Source organism: Paenibacillus sp. 203 (assembly GCF_037027525.1).
In the GTDB taxonomy this organism is placed as follows: Bacteria; Bacillota; Bacilli; order Paenibacillales; family Paenibacillaceae; genus Paenibacillus; species Paenibacillus polymyxa_B.
The window spans coordinates 199802-219633 of sequence record NZ_JAXCHD010000001.1; the positions used below are offsets into that span (position 1 = coordinate 199802).

Annotated in this window: 19 protein-coding genes and 1 pseudogene; 15 read left to right on the forward strand and 5 right to left on the reverse strand. The window is 46.7% G+C overall.

Translation table 11 applies throughout. The annotated features are described in order from the left end of the window. Positions 1 to 117 precede the first annotated feature (117 nt). The 9 genes from nikA to WA407_RS00970 all read left to right on the forward strand — a co-directional run bounded on the left by nikA (position 118) and on the right by WA407_RS00970 (position 8919). Complete coding sequence (gene nikA / locus WA407_RS00930) at positions 118 to 1743, forward strand: nickel ABC transporter substrate-binding protein (RefSeq protein WP_254328092.1); 1626 nt, start codon at positions 118 to 120, stop codon at positions 1741 to 1743. 46 nt (positions 1744 to 1789) lie between these two features. Continuing rightward, positions 1790 to 2734 carry a nickel ABC transporter permease subunit NikB gene (nikB, locus tag WA407_RS00935; RefSeq protein ID WP_165178117.1) on the forward strand — a complete coding sequence of 315 codons (945 nt, stop codon included), beginning with the start codon at positions 1790 to 1792 and terminating at the stop codon, positions 2732 to 2734. Next, a complete protein-coding gene (gene nikC, locus WA407_RS00940; RefSeq protein WP_254328331.1) occupies positions 2734 to 3564 on the forward strand; it encodes a nickel ABC transporter permease subunit NikC in 831 nt (276 codons plus the stop codon). The genes nikB and nikC overlap by 1 nt, the downstream gene beginning before the upstream one ends. A gap of 20 nt (positions 3565 to 3584) precedes the next feature. Then, on the forward strand, positions 3585 to 4409 hold the full coding sequence (locus WA407_RS00945; RefSeq protein WP_235306721.1) for an ABC transporter ATP-binding protein: 825 nt from the start codon (positions 3585 to 3587) through the stop codon (positions 4407 to 4409). A gap of 38 nt (positions 4410 to 4447) precedes the next feature. Further along, on the forward strand, positions 4448 to 5257 hold the full coding sequence (gene nikE / locus WA407_RS00950) for a nickel import ATP-binding protein NikE (protein ID WP_254328093.1): 810 nt from the start codon (positions 4448 to 4450) through the stop codon (positions 5255 to 5257). Positions 5258 to 5400: 143 nt separating this feature from the next. Beyond that, positions 5401 to 6210 (forward strand): transporter substrate-binding domain-containing protein, encoded by an 810-nt coding sequence (locus WA407_RS00955; RefSeq protein ID WP_039271912.1) that lies wholly within the window; start codon positions 5401 to 5403, stop codon positions 6208 to 6210. A gap of 30 nt (positions 6211 to 6240) precedes the next feature. Next, the gene (locus WA407_RS00960) at positions 6241 to 6957 is read left to right on the forward strand and encodes an amino acid ABC transporter permease (protein WP_013312615.1); all 717 of its coding nucleotides are present in this window, start codon (positions 6241 to 6243) and stop codon (positions 6955 to 6957) included. 4 nt (positions 6958 to 6961) lie between these two features. Next, a complete protein-coding gene (locus WA407_RS00965) occupies positions 6962 to 7729 on the forward strand; it encodes an amino acid ABC transporter ATP-binding protein (RefSeq protein WP_029518797.1) in 768 nt (255 codons plus the stop codon). Between the two features lie 173 nt (positions 7730 to 7902). Continuing rightward, entirely contained in the window at positions 7903 to 8919 is a 1017-nt protein-coding gene (locus WA407_RS00970; protein ID WP_336076588.1) for an asparaginase, read from the forward strand. 48 nt (positions 8920 to 8967) lie between these two features. On the opposite strand, the gene WA407_RS00975 is transcribed toward WA407_RS00970, so the two are convergent. Further along, complete coding sequence (locus WA407_RS00975; protein ID WP_336076589.1) at positions 8968 to 9915, reverse strand: Gfo/Idh/MocA family protein; 948 nt, start codon at positions 9913 to 9915, stop codon at positions 8968 to 8970. 112 nt (positions 9916 to 10027) lie between these two features. On the opposite strand from WA407_RS00975, the pseudogene WA407_RS00980 reads away from it, so the two are divergent. Continuing rightward, positions 10028 to 10573: pseudogene (locus tag WA407_RS00980) on the forward strand (helix-turn-helix transcriptional regulator); the annotation flags it as partial. Positions 10574 to 10616: 43 nt separating this feature from the next. Here the strand turns inward: WA407_RS00980 and WA407_RS00985 are convergent. Then, positions 10617 to 10862 (reverse strand): DUF6953 family protein, encoded by a 246-nt coding sequence (locus WA407_RS00985; RefSeq protein ID WP_013312611.1) that lies wholly within the window; start codon positions 10860 to 10862, stop codon positions 10617 to 10619. A 213-nt stretch (positions 10863 to 11075) separates the two neighbouring features. Between WA407_RS00985 and WA407_RS00990 the strand changes: the two genes are divergently transcribed. Next, a complete protein-coding gene (locus WA407_RS00990; RefSeq protein WP_268819784.1) occupies positions 11076 to 12476 on the forward strand; it encodes a transcriptional regulator in 1401 nt (466 codons plus the stop codon). Positions 12477 to 12687: 211 nt separating this feature from the next. Here the strand turns inward: WA407_RS00990 and WA407_RS00995 are convergent, their stop codons facing one another. After that, positions 12688 to 14424: an ABC transporter substrate-binding protein gene (locus WA407_RS00995; RefSeq protein WP_336076590.1), complete on the reverse strand. Its 1737-nt coding sequence runs from the start codon at positions 14422 to 14424 to the stop codon at positions 12688 to 12690. 147 nt (positions 14425 to 14571) lie between these two features. On the opposite strand from WA407_RS00995, the gene WA407_RS01000 reads away from it, so the two are divergent. The 4 genes from WA407_RS01000 to WA407_RS01015 all read left to right on the forward strand — a co-directional run bounded on the left by WA407_RS01000 (position 14572) and on the right by WA407_RS01015 (position 17496). After that, positions 14572 to 16158 (forward strand): DUF4153 domain-containing protein, encoded by a 1587-nt coding sequence (locus tag WA407_RS01000; RefSeq protein WP_336076592.1) that lies wholly within the window; start codon positions 14572 to 14574, stop codon positions 16156 to 16158. Between the two features lie 13 nt (positions 16159 to 16171). Further along, positions 16172 to 16738 (forward strand): hypothetical protein, encoded by a 567-nt coding sequence (locus WA407_RS01005; protein ID WP_336076593.1) that lies wholly within the window; start codon positions 16172 to 16174, stop codon positions 16736 to 16738. Between the two features lie 12 nt (positions 16739 to 16750). Continuing rightward, positions 16751 to 16897, forward strand: a complete 147-nt coding sequence (locus WA407_RS01010; protein ID WP_254328102.1) for a hypothetical protein — start codon at positions 16751 to 16753, stop codon at positions 16895 to 16897. 161 nt (positions 16898 to 17058) lie between these two features. Next, complete coding sequence (locus tag WA407_RS01015; RefSeq protein ID WP_069012257.1) at positions 17059 to 17496, forward strand: hypothetical protein; 438 nt, start codon at positions 17059 to 17061, stop codon at positions 17494 to 17496. A gap of 73 nt (positions 17497 to 17569) precedes the next feature. On the opposite strand, the gene WA407_RS01020 is transcribed toward WA407_RS01015, so the two are convergent. Continuing rightward, positions 17570 to 18685 carry a WG repeat-containing protein gene (locus WA407_RS01020; protein WP_336076594.1) on the reverse strand — a complete coding sequence of 372 codons (1116 nt, stop codon included), beginning with the start codon at positions 18683 to 18685 and terminating at the stop codon, positions 17570 to 17572. Between the two features lie 194 nt (positions 18686 to 18879). After that, complete coding sequence (locus WA407_RS01025; RefSeq protein ID WP_322158988.1) at positions 18880 to 19593, reverse strand: SAM-dependent methyltransferase; 714 nt, start codon at positions 19591 to 19593, stop codon at positions 18880 to 18882. Between the last annotated feature and the right edge of the window lie 239 nt (positions 19594 to 19832).

A 19832-nucleotide genomic window follows, 5' to 3' on the forward strand; every position in this document is an offset into this window, starting at 1 on the left:
TTAAAATAAATAAGAGGATGGCTTGTCGAATGTTGTTGACAAAATAGAACGTGGTACCTATTCTAAATATGATTATGATAATCATTATCACATATATAGAAAAGGGGAAATACATTGATGTCCGTTCGACACCGCAAGACTGCCACCCTTATGTTGGTAGCGCTCCTCTTATTATCCGTTGTTTTGGGCTGCGCGAAGCAGGAGAACGCACCTGCATCCACCTCTACTGACGGAGCTGCCAATGAAAAGTCGATCACGCTATCGTGGCCGCGTGACATTGGTACGATGAATCCTCACGTATACAATCCTTCCCAACTTTTTGCACAATCCATGGTCTATGAGCCGTTAGTCAGCTACAAGCAAGGAGGCAAGCTGGAGCCTGCTTTGGCTGAATCCTGGACTATTTCCAAGGACGGCAAGATATATACGTTTAAGCTGCGCAAAGGTGTGAAATTTTCGGATGGAACGCTATTTAATGCAGCCATTGTCAAAAAGAACTTTGACGCTATTATGAAAAATGAGAAGACGCACAGCTGGCTTGGTATAGTAGGCGTTCTCGACAAAACTGAAGCTGTAGATGACAGCACCTTCCGAATGACGCTCAAAGAGCCATACTACCCGGTGCTTCAGGATTTGTCTGTCGTTCGCCCGTTCCGTTTTCTAGGTGAAGCGGGGTTCCCGGATGATGGAGATACGTCCAAGGGAATCAAGAAACCTGTAGGTACAGGACCTTGGATGCTGGATGAATACAAGCAAGATGAATATGCAACCTTTAAGCGTAATCCAAATTATTGGGGCACTGCACCAAAGGTGGATAAAATTACGGTAAAAATCATTCCCGATGGCGAAACCCGTGTAATGGCCTTTGAAAAAGGCGATCTGGATCTGATTTATGGAGAGGGTGTCATTAGTCTGGATGCTTTCAAACAGCTTCGCGACACGAATCAGTATGTTACCACGCTGTCCGAGCCTGTCGGTACAAGAAGCCTGTTGCTCAACTCATCCAATCCCAAGCTGGCAGACCTTCGGGTACGTCTGGCACTCCAGCATGGCTTTAACAAGCAGGCAATGGTGGAAGGTGTAACCTCGGGGCTGGAGGAAACAGCGGATACGGTTTTATCCAAAAACTATCCGTATACGAATGTAAACTTACAGCCTGTTGGTTATGATGTGGAAAAATCCAAATCGTTGCTGGATGAGGCTGGCTGGAAGCTGCCCGCAGGCGGTACAGTACGGGAAAAAGACGGACAACAGCTAGATTTTGAGCTGATTTTCGATAAAACCGATCCGATCCAAAAGGCGATGGCTGAAACCATTCAGGCTGAATGGGGAGAACTGGGTGTCAAAGTGAACCTGACCGGACTGGAGCTGACGGTTCAAATTAAGCGCCTTAGATCCAACCAGTTTGATCTGTACTTCTGGTACAACTATGGTGCGCCTTATGATCCGCATTCCTTTATTAATGTTATTGCTAAGAAGAGCTTTGGAATTTCCGAGGTGCTGAGCGCCCTTCCGATGAAGAAAGACCTGGATCAGCAAGTACACGAAGCGCTCTCATCGACAGATGAAACCAAGCGCCAAGAGCTGTATGCTTCGATTCTGAAGACGCTCCAGGAGCAATCTGCCATTGTACCTATTTCGTATATTAAGAAAACGGCAGTGTACCAGAAAAAGATTACAAACTTTGTATTCCCGGCTAATCGGGATGAAAATCCGTTTGAGGGAATTGAAATCGGAAAGTAGCTGAAGCCGACGGGTAACGGTAGTTTACAGGATAGGAGGACAACTCATGATCAGCTATATCGGGAAGCGAATGGTAGCGGTCATTCCTATTGTTCTCTTTGCCACCCTCGTTACCTTTGCACTCATTCATATTTCACCAGTTGATCCGGCCGAGGCCTATTTGACGGCTGCTCATATTTACCCTACTCCAGAGATTCTGGAGCAGAAAAGACATGAGTTCGGGCTGGATCAGCCTTTGCTGACGCAGTATATGCATACACTTCAAAGGATCAGTCAATTGGACTTTGGTACTTCGTATCTAACCAACAAGCCGGTGTGGGATGAGGTCAAGGTTCGGCTGCCCGCCACTTTTGAATTGGCTGTGAGCAGTATGTTGCTATCTATTGTGGTAAGTATTCCGCTGGGCGTGCTGGCGGCGATGCGTAAAAATGGCTGGATCGACCTGCTTAGTCGAGGAATTTCATATTTTGGCGCGTCTATACCCCAGTTCTGGCTGGGATATTTGTTAATCTTCTTTTTCTCTGTCCGATTGGATTGGCTCCCTGTAGAGGGGCGAGGAACGTGGCAGCATCTGGTGTTGCCCACGTTGACCCTGTCGCTGGTTCTGATTGCTTTATATACGCGCCTGCTGCGTTCCAGTGTGTTGGAGCAGCTTCAGGAAACGTATGTGCAGTATGCCAGAACTAGAGGAATTCGTGAGCGGGTGATCATGCTCAAGCATGTACTGAAAATTGCCATTGCTCCACTGATTACAAGTATGGGTATGAATCTGGGCAAGCTTCTGACCGGAACAATTATTGTGGAGCAGGTGTTTTCATGGCCCGGGTTTGGCCGTTATTTTGTGGAAGCGATTTTTAACCGGGATATTCCCGTCATACAATGCTATGTGTTTTTGGCGGCATGCCTGTTCATCGTATGCAATTTGCTCGTTGATCTGGTGCATTTGTATATGGACCCCCGAATTTCATCGAAGGGACGAGCAGAGCAGTGATGATAAGGTTGCGTACAATGTTCAAAGGTCAAAAGGTAATCGTGGTCTGCTCTGTCGTACTGGCTGCTCTTTTTATCATTATGGCGCTAGCTCCTTGGCTGGCTCCCCATGATCCGGTTAAAGTCAATTTACTGCACAAGCTGGAGGGACCTTCGAAAGAATACTGGCTGGGGACCGATCATTTGGGTCGGTGCAATTTATCCCGGTTGCTGTATGGAGCGCGGATTTCCCTCGGCTTTGCGACATTAATTTTCCTGTCCTCGCTTAGTATCGGCGTTGTGATCGGGTCGCTTGCAGGTTATGTGGGTGGCTGGGTCGATAGTGTGTTGATGCGGTTTTGCGAAGGTATTATGGCGTTTCCGAATTTGGTGCTTGTGCTGGGCATTGTCGGTATTTTTGGGCCGGGCCTCATGCAGGTGCTGCTTGCTTTAATGATGGTGCAGTGGGTGTATTATGCCAGAATGTGCCGCAATATGGTCGTCAGTCTGAAAGAACGGAATTTTATAGCTGCTGCAAGGATTAGTGGGTCCTCCTCAGGGGCCATTATCCGGCGGCATATTATTCCGAATGTGCTACGGCCGATTGTGGTCATTGGTACGCTGGAAATGGGCTGGGCGATCATGGATATTTCCGCGTTGTCGTTCCTTGGTCTAGGCATTCAGCCGCCGACCCCTGAATGGGGAGCCATGATTCATGAGGGAACGGGATACATTCGCAGTCATCCGGAATTAATGATCTATCCGGGGGTTATGATTCTGGTGGTGGTAATGGCCTTCAATATATTGGGGGAGGCGCTGTCCGACCGATACGGAATTGCCAAACGTCAGTAAAACAGGAGTGAGTTACAACGATGGACGACAGGGCGAAGGTGCTGGAGGTCAGCGGCTTACAGGTGAAGCTCAAAACCGATGCCGGGGCGGTATCTCTGCTGAAGCCAATTCATTTTGAGCTGAAAAGGGGACAAGTTTTGGGTCTTGTCGGCGAGAGTGGAAGCGGCAAAACGGTGACTTGTAAAGCGTTGCTCCAATTGCTGGATCGCCAGACGATGGACGTGGAAGGTAGTGTCCGTCTGAACGGGCGTGAACTGAACGGAATGGCGGCCGAGGAAATGCGGCGTATTCGGGGCAAGGAAATCGCATTTATTATGCAAAATCCGATGAGCGCCTTTACGCCAGTGTATACGATCGGAGCTCAGTTTATGGAAACGGTCCGTACGCACACCGGATTAACCAAACGACAGGCCCGTGATCTTGCCATAACGGCTCTGGAAAATATGAATTTGCCCGATCCAGCTAAGCTGATGAAGCGTTATTCGTTTCAGTTGAGCGGCGGGATGCTGCAACGGGTCATGATTGCCATTTCCATGTGCCTGCGGCCAGCAGTGGTTATTGCGGATGAACCAACGACGGCGCTTGATGTGGTCAATCAGCTACAGGTGCTAAGAGAGCTGGATCGCTTGCGTACGGAATACAATACGTCCATTTTGCTGATCTCGCATGATCTGGGCGTCATTTCCCAATTGGCGGATGAAGTGGCTGTCATGCAGCAGGGTCGTATTGTTGAGCAGGCTGAGGTCCATCAGTTGTTCGATCACCCGCAAGATGAATATACCAAAATGCTGCTACAAGTCAGACCCAAGTTGTCCATTCGGGGCATGAATCAGGAAGGTGGTTAGTCGCCTGTTCGACAGTTACACTTTCAAAAGGGGAGCGAATGCGTATGCTACAAGTGAAGAAAGTAACTCATAGCTATGGAAGGCGCAAATGGCTGGGCCGTTCTGAACCACGCCCCCCTGTGTTGGCTAACGTTTCACTTACTATAGAGAGTGGGTTTTGCCTAGGCTTACTTGGAACCAGTGGAGCCGGTAAAAGCACGCTGGGCAAGGTTATTCTGGGGCTGGAGAAGCCGCAGGAGGGTCAGGTGCTGTTCCAGGGACAGGACATTTATAATGCGAGCCCTCAAGTCCGCAGGGGAATGCGACGGGATATGCAGGTCGTATTTCAGGACTGCTACTCTGCTGTAAACCCCCGAATGACCGCCGGGCATATTATTGGGGAGCCATTGGACAATTACGAACGGTTATCGGTGCAGGAACAAAAAAGAACGGTCGAAAGCCTACTGGAACGGGTCGGCCTCAAGCCAGAGGATCGGATTAAATATCCGCATCAGTTCAGTGGCGGACAATTGCAGCGGATCAATATTGCACGGGCGATTGCGCTCAAACCAAAGCTGATCGTGCTGGATGAGTCCGTCAGCAGCCTCGATATGGTTCACCAGATGCATATTTTATCCCTGCTGGGAGAACTGAAATCTTCGTTTGGATTGTCATATCTGTTCATCACGCATGATATTCGGGCAGCTTATGCTGTCTGCGATGGCATTGCTGTGATGGAGCAGGGGAGACTGATCGAGCGCTGTGATGAGAAGGATCAGATTTTTGAATCTGCTCATCCGGCTGTACGACGGTTGATCTCGTCCATTTTGCCGGAACATCCAGCAGAGCGTTTTCCGCTTCATGGATGACATTGGACCCGCAAGGGTCCTTTTTTTGTGCAACATATAGCTAAATAATCAATATGAAATTTACTTGTTGTATTATTTGAATAACCCGTTATAATATAAAATCATAGTAAATTACTTGGATATTAAAAAGGGGATGTCATAATATGAAGAAATCTGCTTTGGTAGCAGCGATTGGCCTATCTCTTGTGTTATTAACGGGTGCCTTGAGTGGATGTTCCTCGAAGGATGCGGCATCGGGGGATAAGGTCATCTATGTCGGCACACAAAATGACTACCCACCGTTTGCTTTTACGAATGATAAAAACGAGCTGACTGGATACGATGTGGAAGTAGTCAAGGAGATCGACAAGAAGCTGGACGGCTATAAGATTGAATTTGTACCTTCGGGCTGGGATGCGATATTCCTTGCACTAGATTCAAATAAAGTTCAGATGATCGCCGATGAAGTTGCCAAAAATCCCGAACGTGAGAAGAAGTATTTGTTCTCGGATGAGTCCTATTTCTCGGCTCAGTCGGTTATTATTGTGAAAAAGGGTAGAACGGATATTCATTCCCTCAAGGATTTGGAGGGCAAGAAGGTAGCGGCCTCGGTAGGCGACTCCTACACACAGTTGCTGGAACAGTATAATGCGGAGAACGGAAATAAAATTATTTTGAAATACAATGATACAGGTACTTCGTCTGATAACCTTCAAGACGTGCAAAATGGCCGAGTGGACGCTTATGTGAATGATCCGGTTATGGCGGCGGCAACGATCAAGAAGGAAGGCTTGCAGGTGGAAGCTGTGGGTGAGCCGGTGCAAAGCGATAACATCAACCTGGTGTTTAAAAAGGATAAGCAGGGCGAAGAGTTGAAAGCTAAAATCGACCCGATTATTAAAGAGCTGAAAGCGGACGGAACACTGAAAAAATTGTCTGAGCAGTGGACAGGTGGAGAATTTATTCCTCAGTAATAACAATGTAAAGGGTAAAGTGGGGTTCCTATGGAAAAGCTGTTTGATCTTGATTATATGCTGAAAAGCCTTCCCCAGATCGTCGAGTATCTTCCCGTGACCTTATGGATTGCGTTTGTGTCCATGCTGCTGGGTGGGATCATCGGGTTAGCTACGGCCTTAATCCGGATATACAAGGTGCCTGTCTTGGCGCCATTGTCTACGTTGTATGTCTCGTACATTCGGGGAACACCGCTCATTGTGCAGCTGTTTCTCGTATATTACGGAATACCCAAGTTTCTGTATTATTTCCAGAGCGAATATGGATTCTTACAGCAATTCAATGTCTATGTCATCCCGCCCGAGCTGTTTGCGTTGCTCTCATTTTCATTGAACCTCGGGGGATATTTGTCGGAGACGTTCCGGGCGGCGATTCATTCAGTCGACCGGGGACAATTTGAGGCTGCTAATTCCATCGGTATGAGCCAAACACAAATTATGCTCAAAATTGTATTGCCGCAGGCGTTGACGGTCGCTTTGCCCAATTTGGGAAACACGCTGATCAGTACGGTGAAGGATACGTCTTTTATTTTTATGATCGGTGTCGTCGATATGATGGGACAGGCTAAAATTATGGGCGCGCGAGCGTTGGCTTTTTTTGAGGTATATGTTGCGGTGTCTCTGATTTACTGGTTGGTGTGCATTATTATTGAGCGCGGGCTTGTCGTGCTGGAGAAGCGTATTCGAATTTACGAAAGAAGTGAGTAAGGGTATGATTCAACTTCATCAAATTCATAAGCATTTTGGACAGCATCACGTGTTGAAGGGCATAGACCTGACGGTAGGCAAGGGAGAAGTCGTAGTGATCCTGGGCCCAAGCGGATCGGGGAAGTCCACGCTGCTGCGCAGCATTAATTTTTTGGAACAGCCGACCAGTGGTGTTATTGAAATTGACGGTGTAAAGGTCGATGCCGCCAAGGCGGGAAAAAAGGACATTCTCGGACTACGGATGGCAACGGCAATGGTATTTCAGCAATATCAGTTGTTTAAAAATTTGAATGCACTCCACAATGTGATGATTGGTCTGACCAGTGTGAAAAAGCTGGATCGTAAGCAGGCGAGGGAGATCAGTGAAGGCATTCTGGAAAAGGTCGGGTTAAAGGATCGTATGACCTATTATCCTGCCCAGCTTTCGGGTGGACAGCAGCAGCGAGTTGCGATTGCCCGTGCTTTAGCACTAAATCCACAGGTGTTGTTGTTCGATGAACCGACATCCTCACTTGATCCTGAACTGGTGGATGAAGTGCTGTCCGTGATTCAAAAGGTGGCGAGTGAAGGCAATACGATGATTATTGTCACGCATGAGCTTGGTTTTGCGAGAGATGTAGCGGATCGGGTCGTACTAATGGAGCATGGCGTGATCGTGGAGCAGGGACCCGTCGAGCAGTTTTTCACCAATCCGAAGGAAGAACGGACACGGCAGTTTCTGGGCAAAGCGTTGGTACAGAGAGCGCCACAGGAGCAGCCTGTATCCCCATAAAAAGCACGTTAGACAAGTCGCAGGAGGAAGGAAAGCCCGCGCTTGTTTGTCGTGCTTTTTTTGGCCCCTCATATCCCCAATTCTTTTCCATTGCAAAGTAGCTTATCACACTTATTCATGATAAATTCTAAGAACAATACAGTGAAGATGTAATCGGGAAGGAACATTGGCATATGAAAAAGGTTTTGTTCATTAATACCGGAGGGACCATTTCTTCCTCCTATCAGGAAAACGGCCTGACACCGACCCAATCGGCTGAAAATATTTTGGCGGAAATTCCGGAGCTGAAGGAGATTTGCGAGATTGATGCCCATAATCTGATGAGCATTGATAGCACAAATACACAACCTGAGGATTGGGCTTCTATCGCCCGGATGGTACATCGTTCGCTCGGTCAATACGACGGTATTGTCATTGCACACGGCACGGATACGATGGCTTATACGGCTTCAGCCTTGAGCTTCATGCTGGGAACCGTAGACAAACCCGTCGTCGTGACAGGTTCGCAGGTTTCCATTTTGGCGGAGCACAGCGATTCCAAAAAAAATGTAATCGACTCATTCCTGACCGCATGTGGCGAGGTGGCCGGGGTTTTTGTCGTGTTTAACGGCAAAATTATTAACGGCAGCCGCAGCTCGAAGATCAGAACACGCAGCTATAATGCTTTTGAGAGTATTAACTATCCGTATATCGGACTCGTGGAGAACGGTAAGGTGGTCTATACGGAGGGCGTATTTGCAAATCGCGGTACGACTCGTCATCCATACAACGACGGGTATGCTTCGGAGGTATTTCTGCTCAGGCTGATTCCGGGTACGAATCCGGCGATTTTCGATGCCATTCAGGGCTTGGGCTATAAAGGTATCGTCATTGAGGGCTTTGGTATGGGTGGCGTTCCTTTTAAAGAAAGAAGCCTGATCAGCAAAATTGAGGAGCTGATGAAGGATGGTATGAGTATTGTCGTGACTACTCAATGTCCTTATGAGGGCGGGGATTTGACGATTTACGAAGTGGGGCAAAAGGTACTGGAGAAGGGCGTTATTCCGGGGTATGACATGACAACGGAAGCGCTGGTGACGAAAATGATGTGGGCGTTGGGGCAGACGACCGACCCGGCAGGGGTAGCCAAGATTATGGCAACGAACTACGCTGACGAAGTTTCCTTGCCTGCGGATACAGCTTCCTTATAGGAAGCTGTATCCTGGTAGATAAGAACAGGCATAAGAAAAAATACGGGGTTAACGCTGGGCTTGCCCCAGTCTGCTTTTAATCTCAACAGCCACTTTCAGCGCTTGTACAGCCGATTCCAGTGGAATCAGGCTTTCCGAATGTCCGCCAAAGCATTCAAGTGCATGATCCAAACTTTTTTCATATGGATTGGCAGATTCGAGGTTGATTTTTTGCTGTCCTGATCCGGTGTACTCATATAATGCGGTAGGTATAAGATCGTTTTCGTCGCTTTCATGAAATACCAGCTTGGCCTTTTCAAAATAAGCCTCATAGGCCACTGTGAAGGGGTAGCTTCCCGGCATGTGGGATGAGGCGATGACTTCTGTGAATGTATCCCGATGCTGAAAGTGAGCCCGAACCTGTGCTTGTTCAGGATGGGTAACTTCTGTACCCCAGACTGTACATGGATCACAGGGGCCTAATAGCCAGGTCAATAAATCCAGTTCGTGAATCATGAACTGAGTAGGAATGGAGCTTAGTCCAAGATCCCCCCACAGAGGAGGCGTTTCTCTTTTCAAAGATAAGGAGATGAGCTTCCCGTATTTCTGTTGGCGGTATGCCTCATACAGATAGGTATAGGCGGGATCAAACTTAATGAACTGGTTGACCAGAATCTTTTTGCCATATTGCTTCTCAGCTTGTTGCATAAGAAGAGCGTCTTCGAGATCAAAGCAAACCGGTGTTTCACAAAATACATGCTTACCGTGCTTCAGCGCATCCACGGCATAGGACCTATGCAGCTGGGAGGGCAGGCATAGATCGACGATATCCACGTCTGGGTCCAGCAGAATATCCTCTATATTTTGTGTGACTTCTACGTTTAGCTCCTCTTTCAGCTTTTGCAGCTTGGTTTCGTTCCTTCCAAATACCATGATTCTGTTTACTTTGGGATGGTTGTTTAACAGTGAGGCATGATACGCGCCGAATCCCGTCCCCAATATTCCAATATTCATCATCCATTACACCCCTTTACTTCTATGATACACACCTATTACTGCCAACAGGGTGTCAACAATCTTTGCATCATCTTTTCAATTCGGGTTAACCATCTATTGTGGAGGTATGATTGTGAGACTGCATCGTTTAATCGCGATTTTATTATGTATCGAATCTAGAGGGAGAATGAAGGCCAAAGAATTGGCGTTGGCACTGGAAACCTCTGTACGCTCTATTTACAGGGACATCGATCTCCTGGCTGAAGCCGGCGTTCCGATTGTTACCGCATCCGGCCCGAAGGGTGGAATTTATTTAATGGAGGGTTATACGGCGAACTTGAAACAGTTGAATGGCGGGGATGTCATTCAGTTGTATTTAACAGGGATGGGCATTTATACAGGCGGGCCCACGGAATCGGGTTTGAAGTTAAAGAATGCTCTGCTCAAACTGGAACAGACGATGCCAGACCCGTATCAGTCCGATATTAAGAAAGCTAAAGCGAGGTTTTATTTTGATGATACGCCGTGGTGGACGGAACGTATAGCCATTCCTTGTCTTGAGGCCGTGAGAACTGCAGTGTGGGGGTCACATAAAATAACTATTCAATATGAGAAAGCTGACGGAATCTGTTCTTCCCGTCATGTGCATCCCTATGGACTTGTGGTGAAAAAAGGAGATAAATGATTAAAAAAACACCTGCCTAGGGCAGATGCTTTGCTTGTTAAGTCCAGGCCCAGAGAAATCCGTCACGATCCCAGGCAATTCTACCACCATGAAGCTTGCGGAATGCTTTTTTGATTTCTTTTTCCAGAGATACATGACCATGCTCGCTTATAAACACATACTGCTCTCCATACTCAGAGCGTACATATGCAATTGCATCTTCTTGTTTCAGGGTGCCCACTTCACGGATCTGCGCGACCATCCATTGTGCAATCTCTTGTTCTGTTGTAGGGGTGTTGTCCATTTGTCGTATCCTTTCCTGCGTACCGATTGGGTGTAGCTGTTCGGCTCACCTCCCCGTAGTATACGGCAATTCGGAGAATTATTGAATTTTTTGATATAAATTTACTTGAGCGGTTGGCTAAGTGTTCTTTCTTTTGTATAATTAAGGGAATATTCACGGGAATTTTCTTTTTTTGTATTGTAATCATGCAAGTAATCCCTGGGGGTGCCTGATTTGAAGGAAACAACCACAATTCGCGCAGAGCTGGAGCAGTACATCAGACGAGAAGGAATTACGATTAGTAAGTTTGGGGAGAACACAGGTATTAATGCAGGAACGATCAGTGCCATTATTAACGGTAATCGTCCGATTGCGATGCTGCTATTGGATCGGATTGGTGCAGGCATGGGGCTTGAAGAAGGGAGCCTCTATGAGTTATACATTGATGAATTTATACGGAATACGGCACCGAATTGGCGACGGGTTCGTCCCTTTTTGCATCGCTGTGCAGAGCTGAACAAACTGGATTGTATTAAGCAAGTCGTGGAGTTTATGATGGACTATCTCATATACGCCCCAGCTTTGTTTGAGACAGCAGAAGAATTATTCAGTGAAGGTAAGTTCGAGGCTGCGGCAATTATTTATAAAAATGTTTCGGAAAGTGAGAAGTACCAACATTCAGAGCGTCTGGCGCTCTGCCAATACCGTTTATTTACGATTGCCGTTGGCGATGACCAAGACGAAAATTTATGGGCAGCCACACACTTTGAAAGCTTTGTGGAGCGATTGGGTGAAGCAGATCAACTGGATGCCTTAAGAGACCTGGCTAATGCCTATGCTTCCTTGCGGCGTTGGGATAAAGTAGAATGGTTTGCTGAAAAAATGGCTCAAAAAGCCAAGGTACAATACGAACAAAAATACGGGAATACCAGAAGATCAGAGCGTGGCAAGGAACCCAAGGGTCCTTTGTTTATGTATATTGTATACTCTTACGTGTTGCGTGCCGGGGTGTGGGATGAGCGCGGGGATTATCAGAAGGCGCTGGAGTATGTATCGCTATACTCTGATTTGAGCTGGGTGCAAGAGGATACGGAAGAAGCTCGGCGTTTGAAGGCCCTTTGTAGCAACTGGGCTGAGGCCAACGGGTATTTGTATCAGTTGATGTCAGGCAGCCTGGATGTGATTCCACAATATGTGGATTATTTGAAAAAAAACGAAGGCGAAATTCTGGTGGGGTTGCATAAAATTATGGTAGCGGCCAACCGTTATGATTTTAATGTAGATCATGTACTGTTGCACTTTGAAAAACAAATTGAGGCATTTGCAGATCAACATGTCAAGGTAGGCACCTATACGGAGCAAATGTCAGCAGATCTTTATGCACGATTTTTGGCAGAGATGGCTTGTTATGATCTCAACAAACACCGTTATACCAAAGGCATGAAATTCTTGCTTGAGAGTCTTTCTTATTCCGTCATGCTGAATGGTAATCCTGTCACAATCAAATGTGTAGGACTATTTGAAAAGTATCGGCATACTGCCACTTCTGAGGACAAAGAGGAATATAAAAACTTACTTGGAGAGGTAGAGTACATCCATGATAAAAAAGATCGTTTTTTCTCTGCTCGCATTTAATGTTTTTGTCCTATTGAATTTTTCACCCGTTCCCCCCCCTATGGAAGATCCTAGCGACGTCCACAGTCATGGGTTGGGGGGATGGGCTTTTTCATCCCTTGAACCATCCGCTTAGAGGATCTAGAAAGCGGCATTCAAAAAGGTATTCTCTTATGAAGAAGAGGATACCTTTTTTTGATGTGGAAGTGCATTTGAAGGAGCACTTTTGCCGTCAAGAGTGGGGAGCTGGAAGTTGAGCAGGCGGAAACCAGACATGACGCAGATCCACCCAGCCCTGACTGTTAAAAGATACGCCACGCACAGAAGGGAGATAGGCCGTCTGAACGGGCTTTTCATATAAAATATGCAGCTGGTGCTCATCCATGAGCCGAGTTTCGATATGTTCAAATTGCTGCGCCCTAACAGTATGATCGGCCTCCCGTGCAATTTCACGCAGCAGTCTTTCGATATCCACACGGCTATGAGGCTCCACATGCCCAGATACATTGAGATACAAGTCAAACAGGCGTAATTGCTCATCACGGTCACGAAAGAGAGAAAAGATGATTAAGTCTGACTCCATACGGATAGATGAGCTTTTGAATTCGTTCATAGATGCGGCCACGATGTTACAGGTATACCCACAGGATTCGAGCTGAGCCGCAACCCGGTCTGCGTCTGCTTTATACTCGGGAATGGTAGCAATTTGCAGCGCCGCCAGTGGTTCATAAGAATCGTTAGATGAATCCACTGCTGGAGGAAGGGAGCGATGATCCAGACATGCTACAATGCGGGCACGTATTTCTGGATTGCGTAGTGGTCCATCCTTGTGTGTATTACATGTGATAAATTTGCGTACCGAAGCCGCCGAGTGAATCTGGCTCCATGCGGTATCCGTATCTCCCGCCGATACGGGATTATGGATAATGTGAAAAGAAGAAGCGGTGTCTTCCGTATCCGACGATTCCAGCTTAGTCGCCCATGGGAGTTGGACAATTTCCACTCGGTCCAGATGAGCCCGGCCTTGAAAATAAGGTGCGAAAGCCTCCAGTGTACACAGGCTTTCGTTCATTTCCGTGACTTTGAATGCCCCTGTACCGACAGGGCGGATGCCAAAGGCGGCTTCACCCACCTGATTAAGCTCACGTGGCACAATCGCAGCCCGGCTGGTACACAGGAAGGATAGAAACAGCTCGTTCGGCTCCTTTAGTACGAAGCGTACTATCGTTGGACTTAGCGCCTGGACGTGCTGAATTTGCCGGACGATAAAATGGTAAAGTCTCCTTCCCGGCGCCCGACTCAGTCGCTCAAAGGTATAGACGACGTCTTCAGCGCTCAGTATTTTTCCGTTATGAAACAACACTTCTTTACGCAGGAAAAAGGTCCACTGTGTACGAGTGGTATCCACCTCCCAAGCGTGCGCCAATCCCGGCAAAATCTCGCCGCTTTCGTTCGCCCGGCGGGCCAGACCATCAAAGACGTGGCTGGATACGAAGGACTCGGCGAGCCAGTTCAAGTACAACGGGTCCAGCGTATAGAGCTGCTGGCGAATAGGCAGACGCAGCGTGTCGATCTGCTGCTGATCACTGCGCACCTCTGCGTGATGCCCAAAATAATTCAGCAACCAGCCTTGCAAATGCTCCTGCATGGTGGAGGAGCGTGAATGAACTCGAATTTCATCCAGAGCGCGTTTGATATCATGGCGGTCTATGGCTTGCATCATGGATTGCACGGCAATGTCTTCCGGCTGAATGAGGAAGCGCAGACTGGAGCGGCGACCTCTGCCTCGCCGGGGAGTCCATTGTATCCAGTCATGCTGCTCCATTTTCTGAATGATCATCAGGGCGTTGCGGTGAGTACAGTCAAAAATAGCCGCAAGCTCATCCAGCGTCGTCTCTATGGTATGGTTATCGTCCTTGTCGTCAGCTGCGTGGGAGTGAAGCCGTAAAAATTGGGCATGGAGTTTCATTCAAGGTTGCTCCGTTTCCTCCATATTTGATTAAAAGCGTCGTCACTTTTATAAAATAGGAAATTTTGTTTGAATTAATTTCTCTTTATCTTCTTATTTTATCATCTACAATAAGGGTTATAAAGCATATTTGTGGAGGTATTTACCATGCATGACAAGATGAATGGAACGTCTTTGCCGAAAACGTCGTTTCTGTCCGCCTTTGCTGGCGCAATTGTGTTGGCGCTGGTTCATCAATATCTGTTTTACGGACATGGGCTGGGCGTGTCTGTGCCAATTTTTGTTATTGGGTTTTACGCCTATATGTATGCCTTTAATCGAGATCGTTTCCAGTCCAGATCATGGATAGGGCGTTTGCTGTTTGTGATCATTTTCATGCTGGCATTGACATACGCGCTGTTCAATAATCCGGTCCTATATGTGTTAAATGCGCTGGCGATACCTGCTCTGATTAGCGTACATATGGTGCTGCTGTTCGGGGAGAAAAGGCATGGCTGGTCAGAACCCGGTATTATCGGTCAGGCGTTAAGCCATTGGTTTTATCAAAACTTTCGTCATATCGTGACCCCCTTTCGGATGGTCAAGACAGTAGCCCTTCGAAATGTAAAGGATGAGCGTAAGCGTGTATTGGGAAAAGTGCTGATCGGTTTACTTATTGCCTTGCCGCTACTGTTCATTATCATATCTTTGCTGGCTTCGGCGGATGGGATGTTCGAAAAGTTGTTAGCTGGAGTACCCGAATGGATCGGAACGCTGTCCTTTGGGAATGGCATGCTGCGGCTGATCTGGACCTGCTTTTTCACCTTCTGTTTCTTCTGTTATTTGTGGGGGTTTGTACAGCCTGCTCCGCGTAATACGCAGAGAGAGACCCAATCATGGCACGGGTTAAATGAGCGCACGAATGGCCAAACCACCGAGCATGATGGTCACTCTTCAGTGATGATTGACCGACCAACGGTGCCTTACCACGAGCCGGTCGCGATTAAATTTGACCCTGTCATTACCGCTACGGTGCTGATTGTCATGAATCTGGTGTATGTTGTGTTCGTTGTGTTGCAGTTCGGATATTTGTTTGGTGCATGGGAAGGTGCTCTGCCCGAAGGAACCTCGTATGCCGAATATGCGAGAAGAGGATTCGGGGAGCTGGTTATAGTAACAGGTATCAACTTTGTGCTGATGATCAGTGTATTGAAGTGGACTGAATTTGGCTCAGGTATAGTGCAAAAAATGAACAGCGGCCTGCTGTACATACTCGTGGGTTGTTCGGGTGTGATGCTGTATTCGGGATATACCCGGCTGGTTATGTACGAAGAAGCATACGGCTATACGTACACCCGCTATTTGGTACACGCGTTTATGATTTTTCTGGGCTTGCTACTGCTTATTGCAGCAATGCGCATTCATTTCCGTCAACTGCCGTTGGCGAAATATTATATTGTACTCGCTCTGGTCGCCTATGTCGTCGTGAACTATGTGGGCATTGATATACGGATTGCTGAAAATAATCTCGAACGGTATCGCACGACATCGGTGATAGATAAGGAATATTTGAGTGAGCTATCGGCGGACGCGATTCCGCTGCTGATTGACTTTAGTCGTAAGGAACATGGATCACTAGATGAGTTTTTACAAGCCCGTTTGACGAGCATGATGAGAGAAGAATCGACTTGGCCTGAATTCAATTGGGCAAAGTATCGAGCGCAACGGGAATTGCACGACTATATTTTGGAATGAGAGGTGTTTGGGAATGATCGGAACAGAAACGGTACAGGGTATGGTACTGGAGCTACAGGATGAAATGTCACAGTATCAGCATCAGTTTGGTGTAAGACGGAACGATTTTCTCGTGGAGGCTATGTCTTACGGAATGAGTGAGGAGGAAGCTCGGTCTTATGCTATCCAGAGTATCGGTCCGGTCGTTCCCGTCGCCTATATGCCTACGTTGGCTCCCGGTAAAATCCGACCACTCAGTCCAATGCTGGCAGCGCGGTACCGATATGCGGGGGATTGGAAGGATATTGACGAGCATCTGCTCCTACCTGACGAAGTCCTGCGGATCGCAGGTACAGAGCAGTTCCGCAACTGGATCAGCGATATGCGGAATTACTGGGTGGAATCGGCTCCATACCGATTCGGGGATGATCGTCTTTCGCTGCTATCGGTTGCGAGCGAGGAAGAGGGTCACTTTTCCATGCTCGTCTGGAAGGACCCCGGTGAAGAGCCAGAAGTATGGACGTATGCTTCGCAGCATGAATACCGATTCAGTCATTTGCTCCATTGGTTCAAGTGGCTGAACGGGCGGAGTGAAGAATGAGAGGTACAGATGATGAAAAAGAATCGTAATTGGATCGTGTTATTTATCGGCATCGCTCTGATGATGGGGGCAGCAGACTATTTAACACAAGCTAAGCCTACGACTACTCCTGAGCTTATCGTTCCAACCGTAATCAGTGAAGAAAGCCTTCAGTTATGAGAATGAAGTTAATTTTTTGTAGTATTACGTTGTTAAAGTAAGCCGGAAATCACCCTAATAGTTGAGAGGGAATTGGGGACAACATCAATGAATGTGGAGCCATTCAGATGTTCAAGCGACTCCGTCGTTTCCTCTATAACTTATATTCAGGGGGAATTTCAATGGCTAGAAGTGCAAGTACTTACGCATCTGTAATTGACGGTTTTAAGGTAGAAACGAACAAAAAGTATTCGCCAGTAGGTGGAACGAAGTGTAATATTTTTGCACAAGATGTGATGTCTGCGATGTCGGCTTCCCTGCCAAGTGGCTTAGCCAATCAAATGGCTGATGCTTTACTGGGTAACAATGCGCCGGGATGGTACACTGTAACCTTTCAGGATGCTCAAAAAAGAGCAAATCTCGGGTATCCTACCATCGGAATCAAAAAAGCAGATGGGCATGGTCATGTGGTCGTTGTCAGACCGAAGGGTTCATCGATCACGATTTTGAAGGAGGTACAGGTTGCACAGGCGGGGACCAAAAATTACAACAGTAATACCATTAATTATTCGTGGGTGGCAGCAGATCTGCCTGGGGTAAAATTCTACACACACGACTAATTGTATACGAGATATTGGAAATCTAATGACCCCGGAAGCAGATCCACTCGATCTGCCTCCGGGGTCGTCTTTTTTATTTTGAAATGGAATGTTTAGATACAATGAACGCTTTGCCTGGCTTGATAAAAGCAACAGCATAGCCATTGGAGAAGGAGGAGGATTCCACTCTGTACTCAAGTTTAGTTAGCAGTTGCCCTTGACGATTGATGTAGCCAAATTTGCCGTCTGAGACGGATGATTGTGTTTGTTTACCGACTAAAGCTAAGCCTTCTTTGAACGGAGAGGCAATATCATATTTTTGTTGATATTTAATGACCAGCGTTCCGTTTTTATCAATAAATCCGACTTCGTTTTTTGCATTTTTCACACTCGCCAGGCCTTCACTAAAATCCTGGGCATCCGTAAATTTAAAGGGAATCGCGACTTTTCCCTGTTTGTTGATGAATCCCCATTTTCCCTTGGTATTTTGCACCGGGGCCAATCCTTCCGAGAAGTCTCCACCGGATTGATATTGAGGAGGAATGACTTCTTTCCCTGCTGTATTGATATACCCGTACAGCCCTTTGCTATTTTGAACAATAGCCAGGCCATTCGAGAAACCACGACTATATTTGTATTGATAAGGAATTTCTAATTGACCAGAAGCATTCACAAAACCGATCTTGCCAGTGTTGGGGGCGTAGGCGAGGGCCAGACCGTCTGTAAATACATATTCTGACTCCCCATTTTCTTTAAAATGAGAAAGGATTTTTCCCGTTCGATCTATAATTGCATTTTCTTTGGTGTCTGCTATGGTAACCTTGGCTTTTCCTTCGGAAAAGAAATTGGCTTCGGTATATTGGCAAGGGATGACCAGTGTCCCTTTGGTGTTAATGTATCCATAGAGATTGGTCTTTGTATTTTTGACTACGGCTCGTTGCTCATGGAAATCACCAATGGGTTTAAGCTCGGCGGGAAGTGAGAAAGCTTTCTCTCCTTTGGTATTGTAATACACGAGGTTTCCAGCAGATGTTTCAGCAGCCAATAAGCCATCATGAAAAGCACCATCGCTCAGCGGGCGGGCAACGTTGTAATCCAGAGCAGTTTTAGAAACTTCAATGGTTGTTGTGCGGGATGCGGCCCAGCCTGTTCCAGTAACGGAGAGGCTAGTAACCAGAATTAATGCAGCTAATCCTAACTTTTTTAACATGCATAAGCTCCTTTGTGAGTTGATTTTTTAACTTTGGGCTTCGAAAAATCTTACCTTCATACGTAAGGTATTCCATAATATAGACGATAAAAATGTAGGAATGTTTCTTAATATTCTAAATTTTTCTAATTTTCATCTCGATAACCAGAAAGGGAGCAAGCGATTAGCTTGCTCCCTCTACACCTAAACCTGCCCTATATCTTTCGTATGCTTAACAGAGAGTTGCCGTTACGCATAAACTCATACGGAACCTTGGCCTCTGTCACCCGTAAGCCTTCTGCCTCCAGCTCAAGAATCAAACGATCTAGCAGATCGTAACGAGTTCCCGTTAAATCGGTCAGAGGAAAAATGCGGACTTCCTCTGAAGCCACTCGCAGCAGTTCGTGTACCGTATTCTTATGAAACTCATAGTCGAGTCGATCACTATACATAAACAGAAAATGGGCAGACAGCACGATATTAAACTGTTCATCTTCAAAGGGAAGCTCCGGTAGTACCGCAGCAACGTAGCGTTCTGGGTGCTTCCTCATATCCTGCGTGCAATCCTGCAGTGCTTGATGGCGCTGCTCGCTAAGCCCTTGCACATCTCCATAACAGCTCCAAACATAATTATCTTTTGCACGTTCTAGCGTTTCCATTGCATGCTCAATATCCAATAGGCCTTTGCGTTTCAGATCATCAATCTTGTGATCGTAGGCGATATCACTTGCGGTGATGTCCAGCGAGGCTTTGGTGCCCAGAGCGGTGAAGGAACATGCTCCCGCAGGACAGTCCAAAATCTTTTTGCCTACAAGTTCAGAAATTTGCAAATTGAACATTTGGACGTACTCCTCAAACGTGCGGCCGATGAACACGACCCGGTCTAACTCTTGCTTGGTTTTACTTTGACTCTTCTCATCTCTACTCATCTCTTCTCACCTCAGCTATTCTTTGGCTACGGAGGAGCAATCAAGTTTACTCCGTAAGCTCATGTTAACAGTTTACAGAATCGAATAACATATCATTTGGCAGAACCTCTTATAGTGAAAATCGATTACTATTGAGAGATTAAAGATAAGAGATTACGTTCATTTTCAAGAAAAAAAGTGAGAAACAGTGTCATTTTAAAAAAAGTCTATACATATATATTAAATGTATAGACAAATCA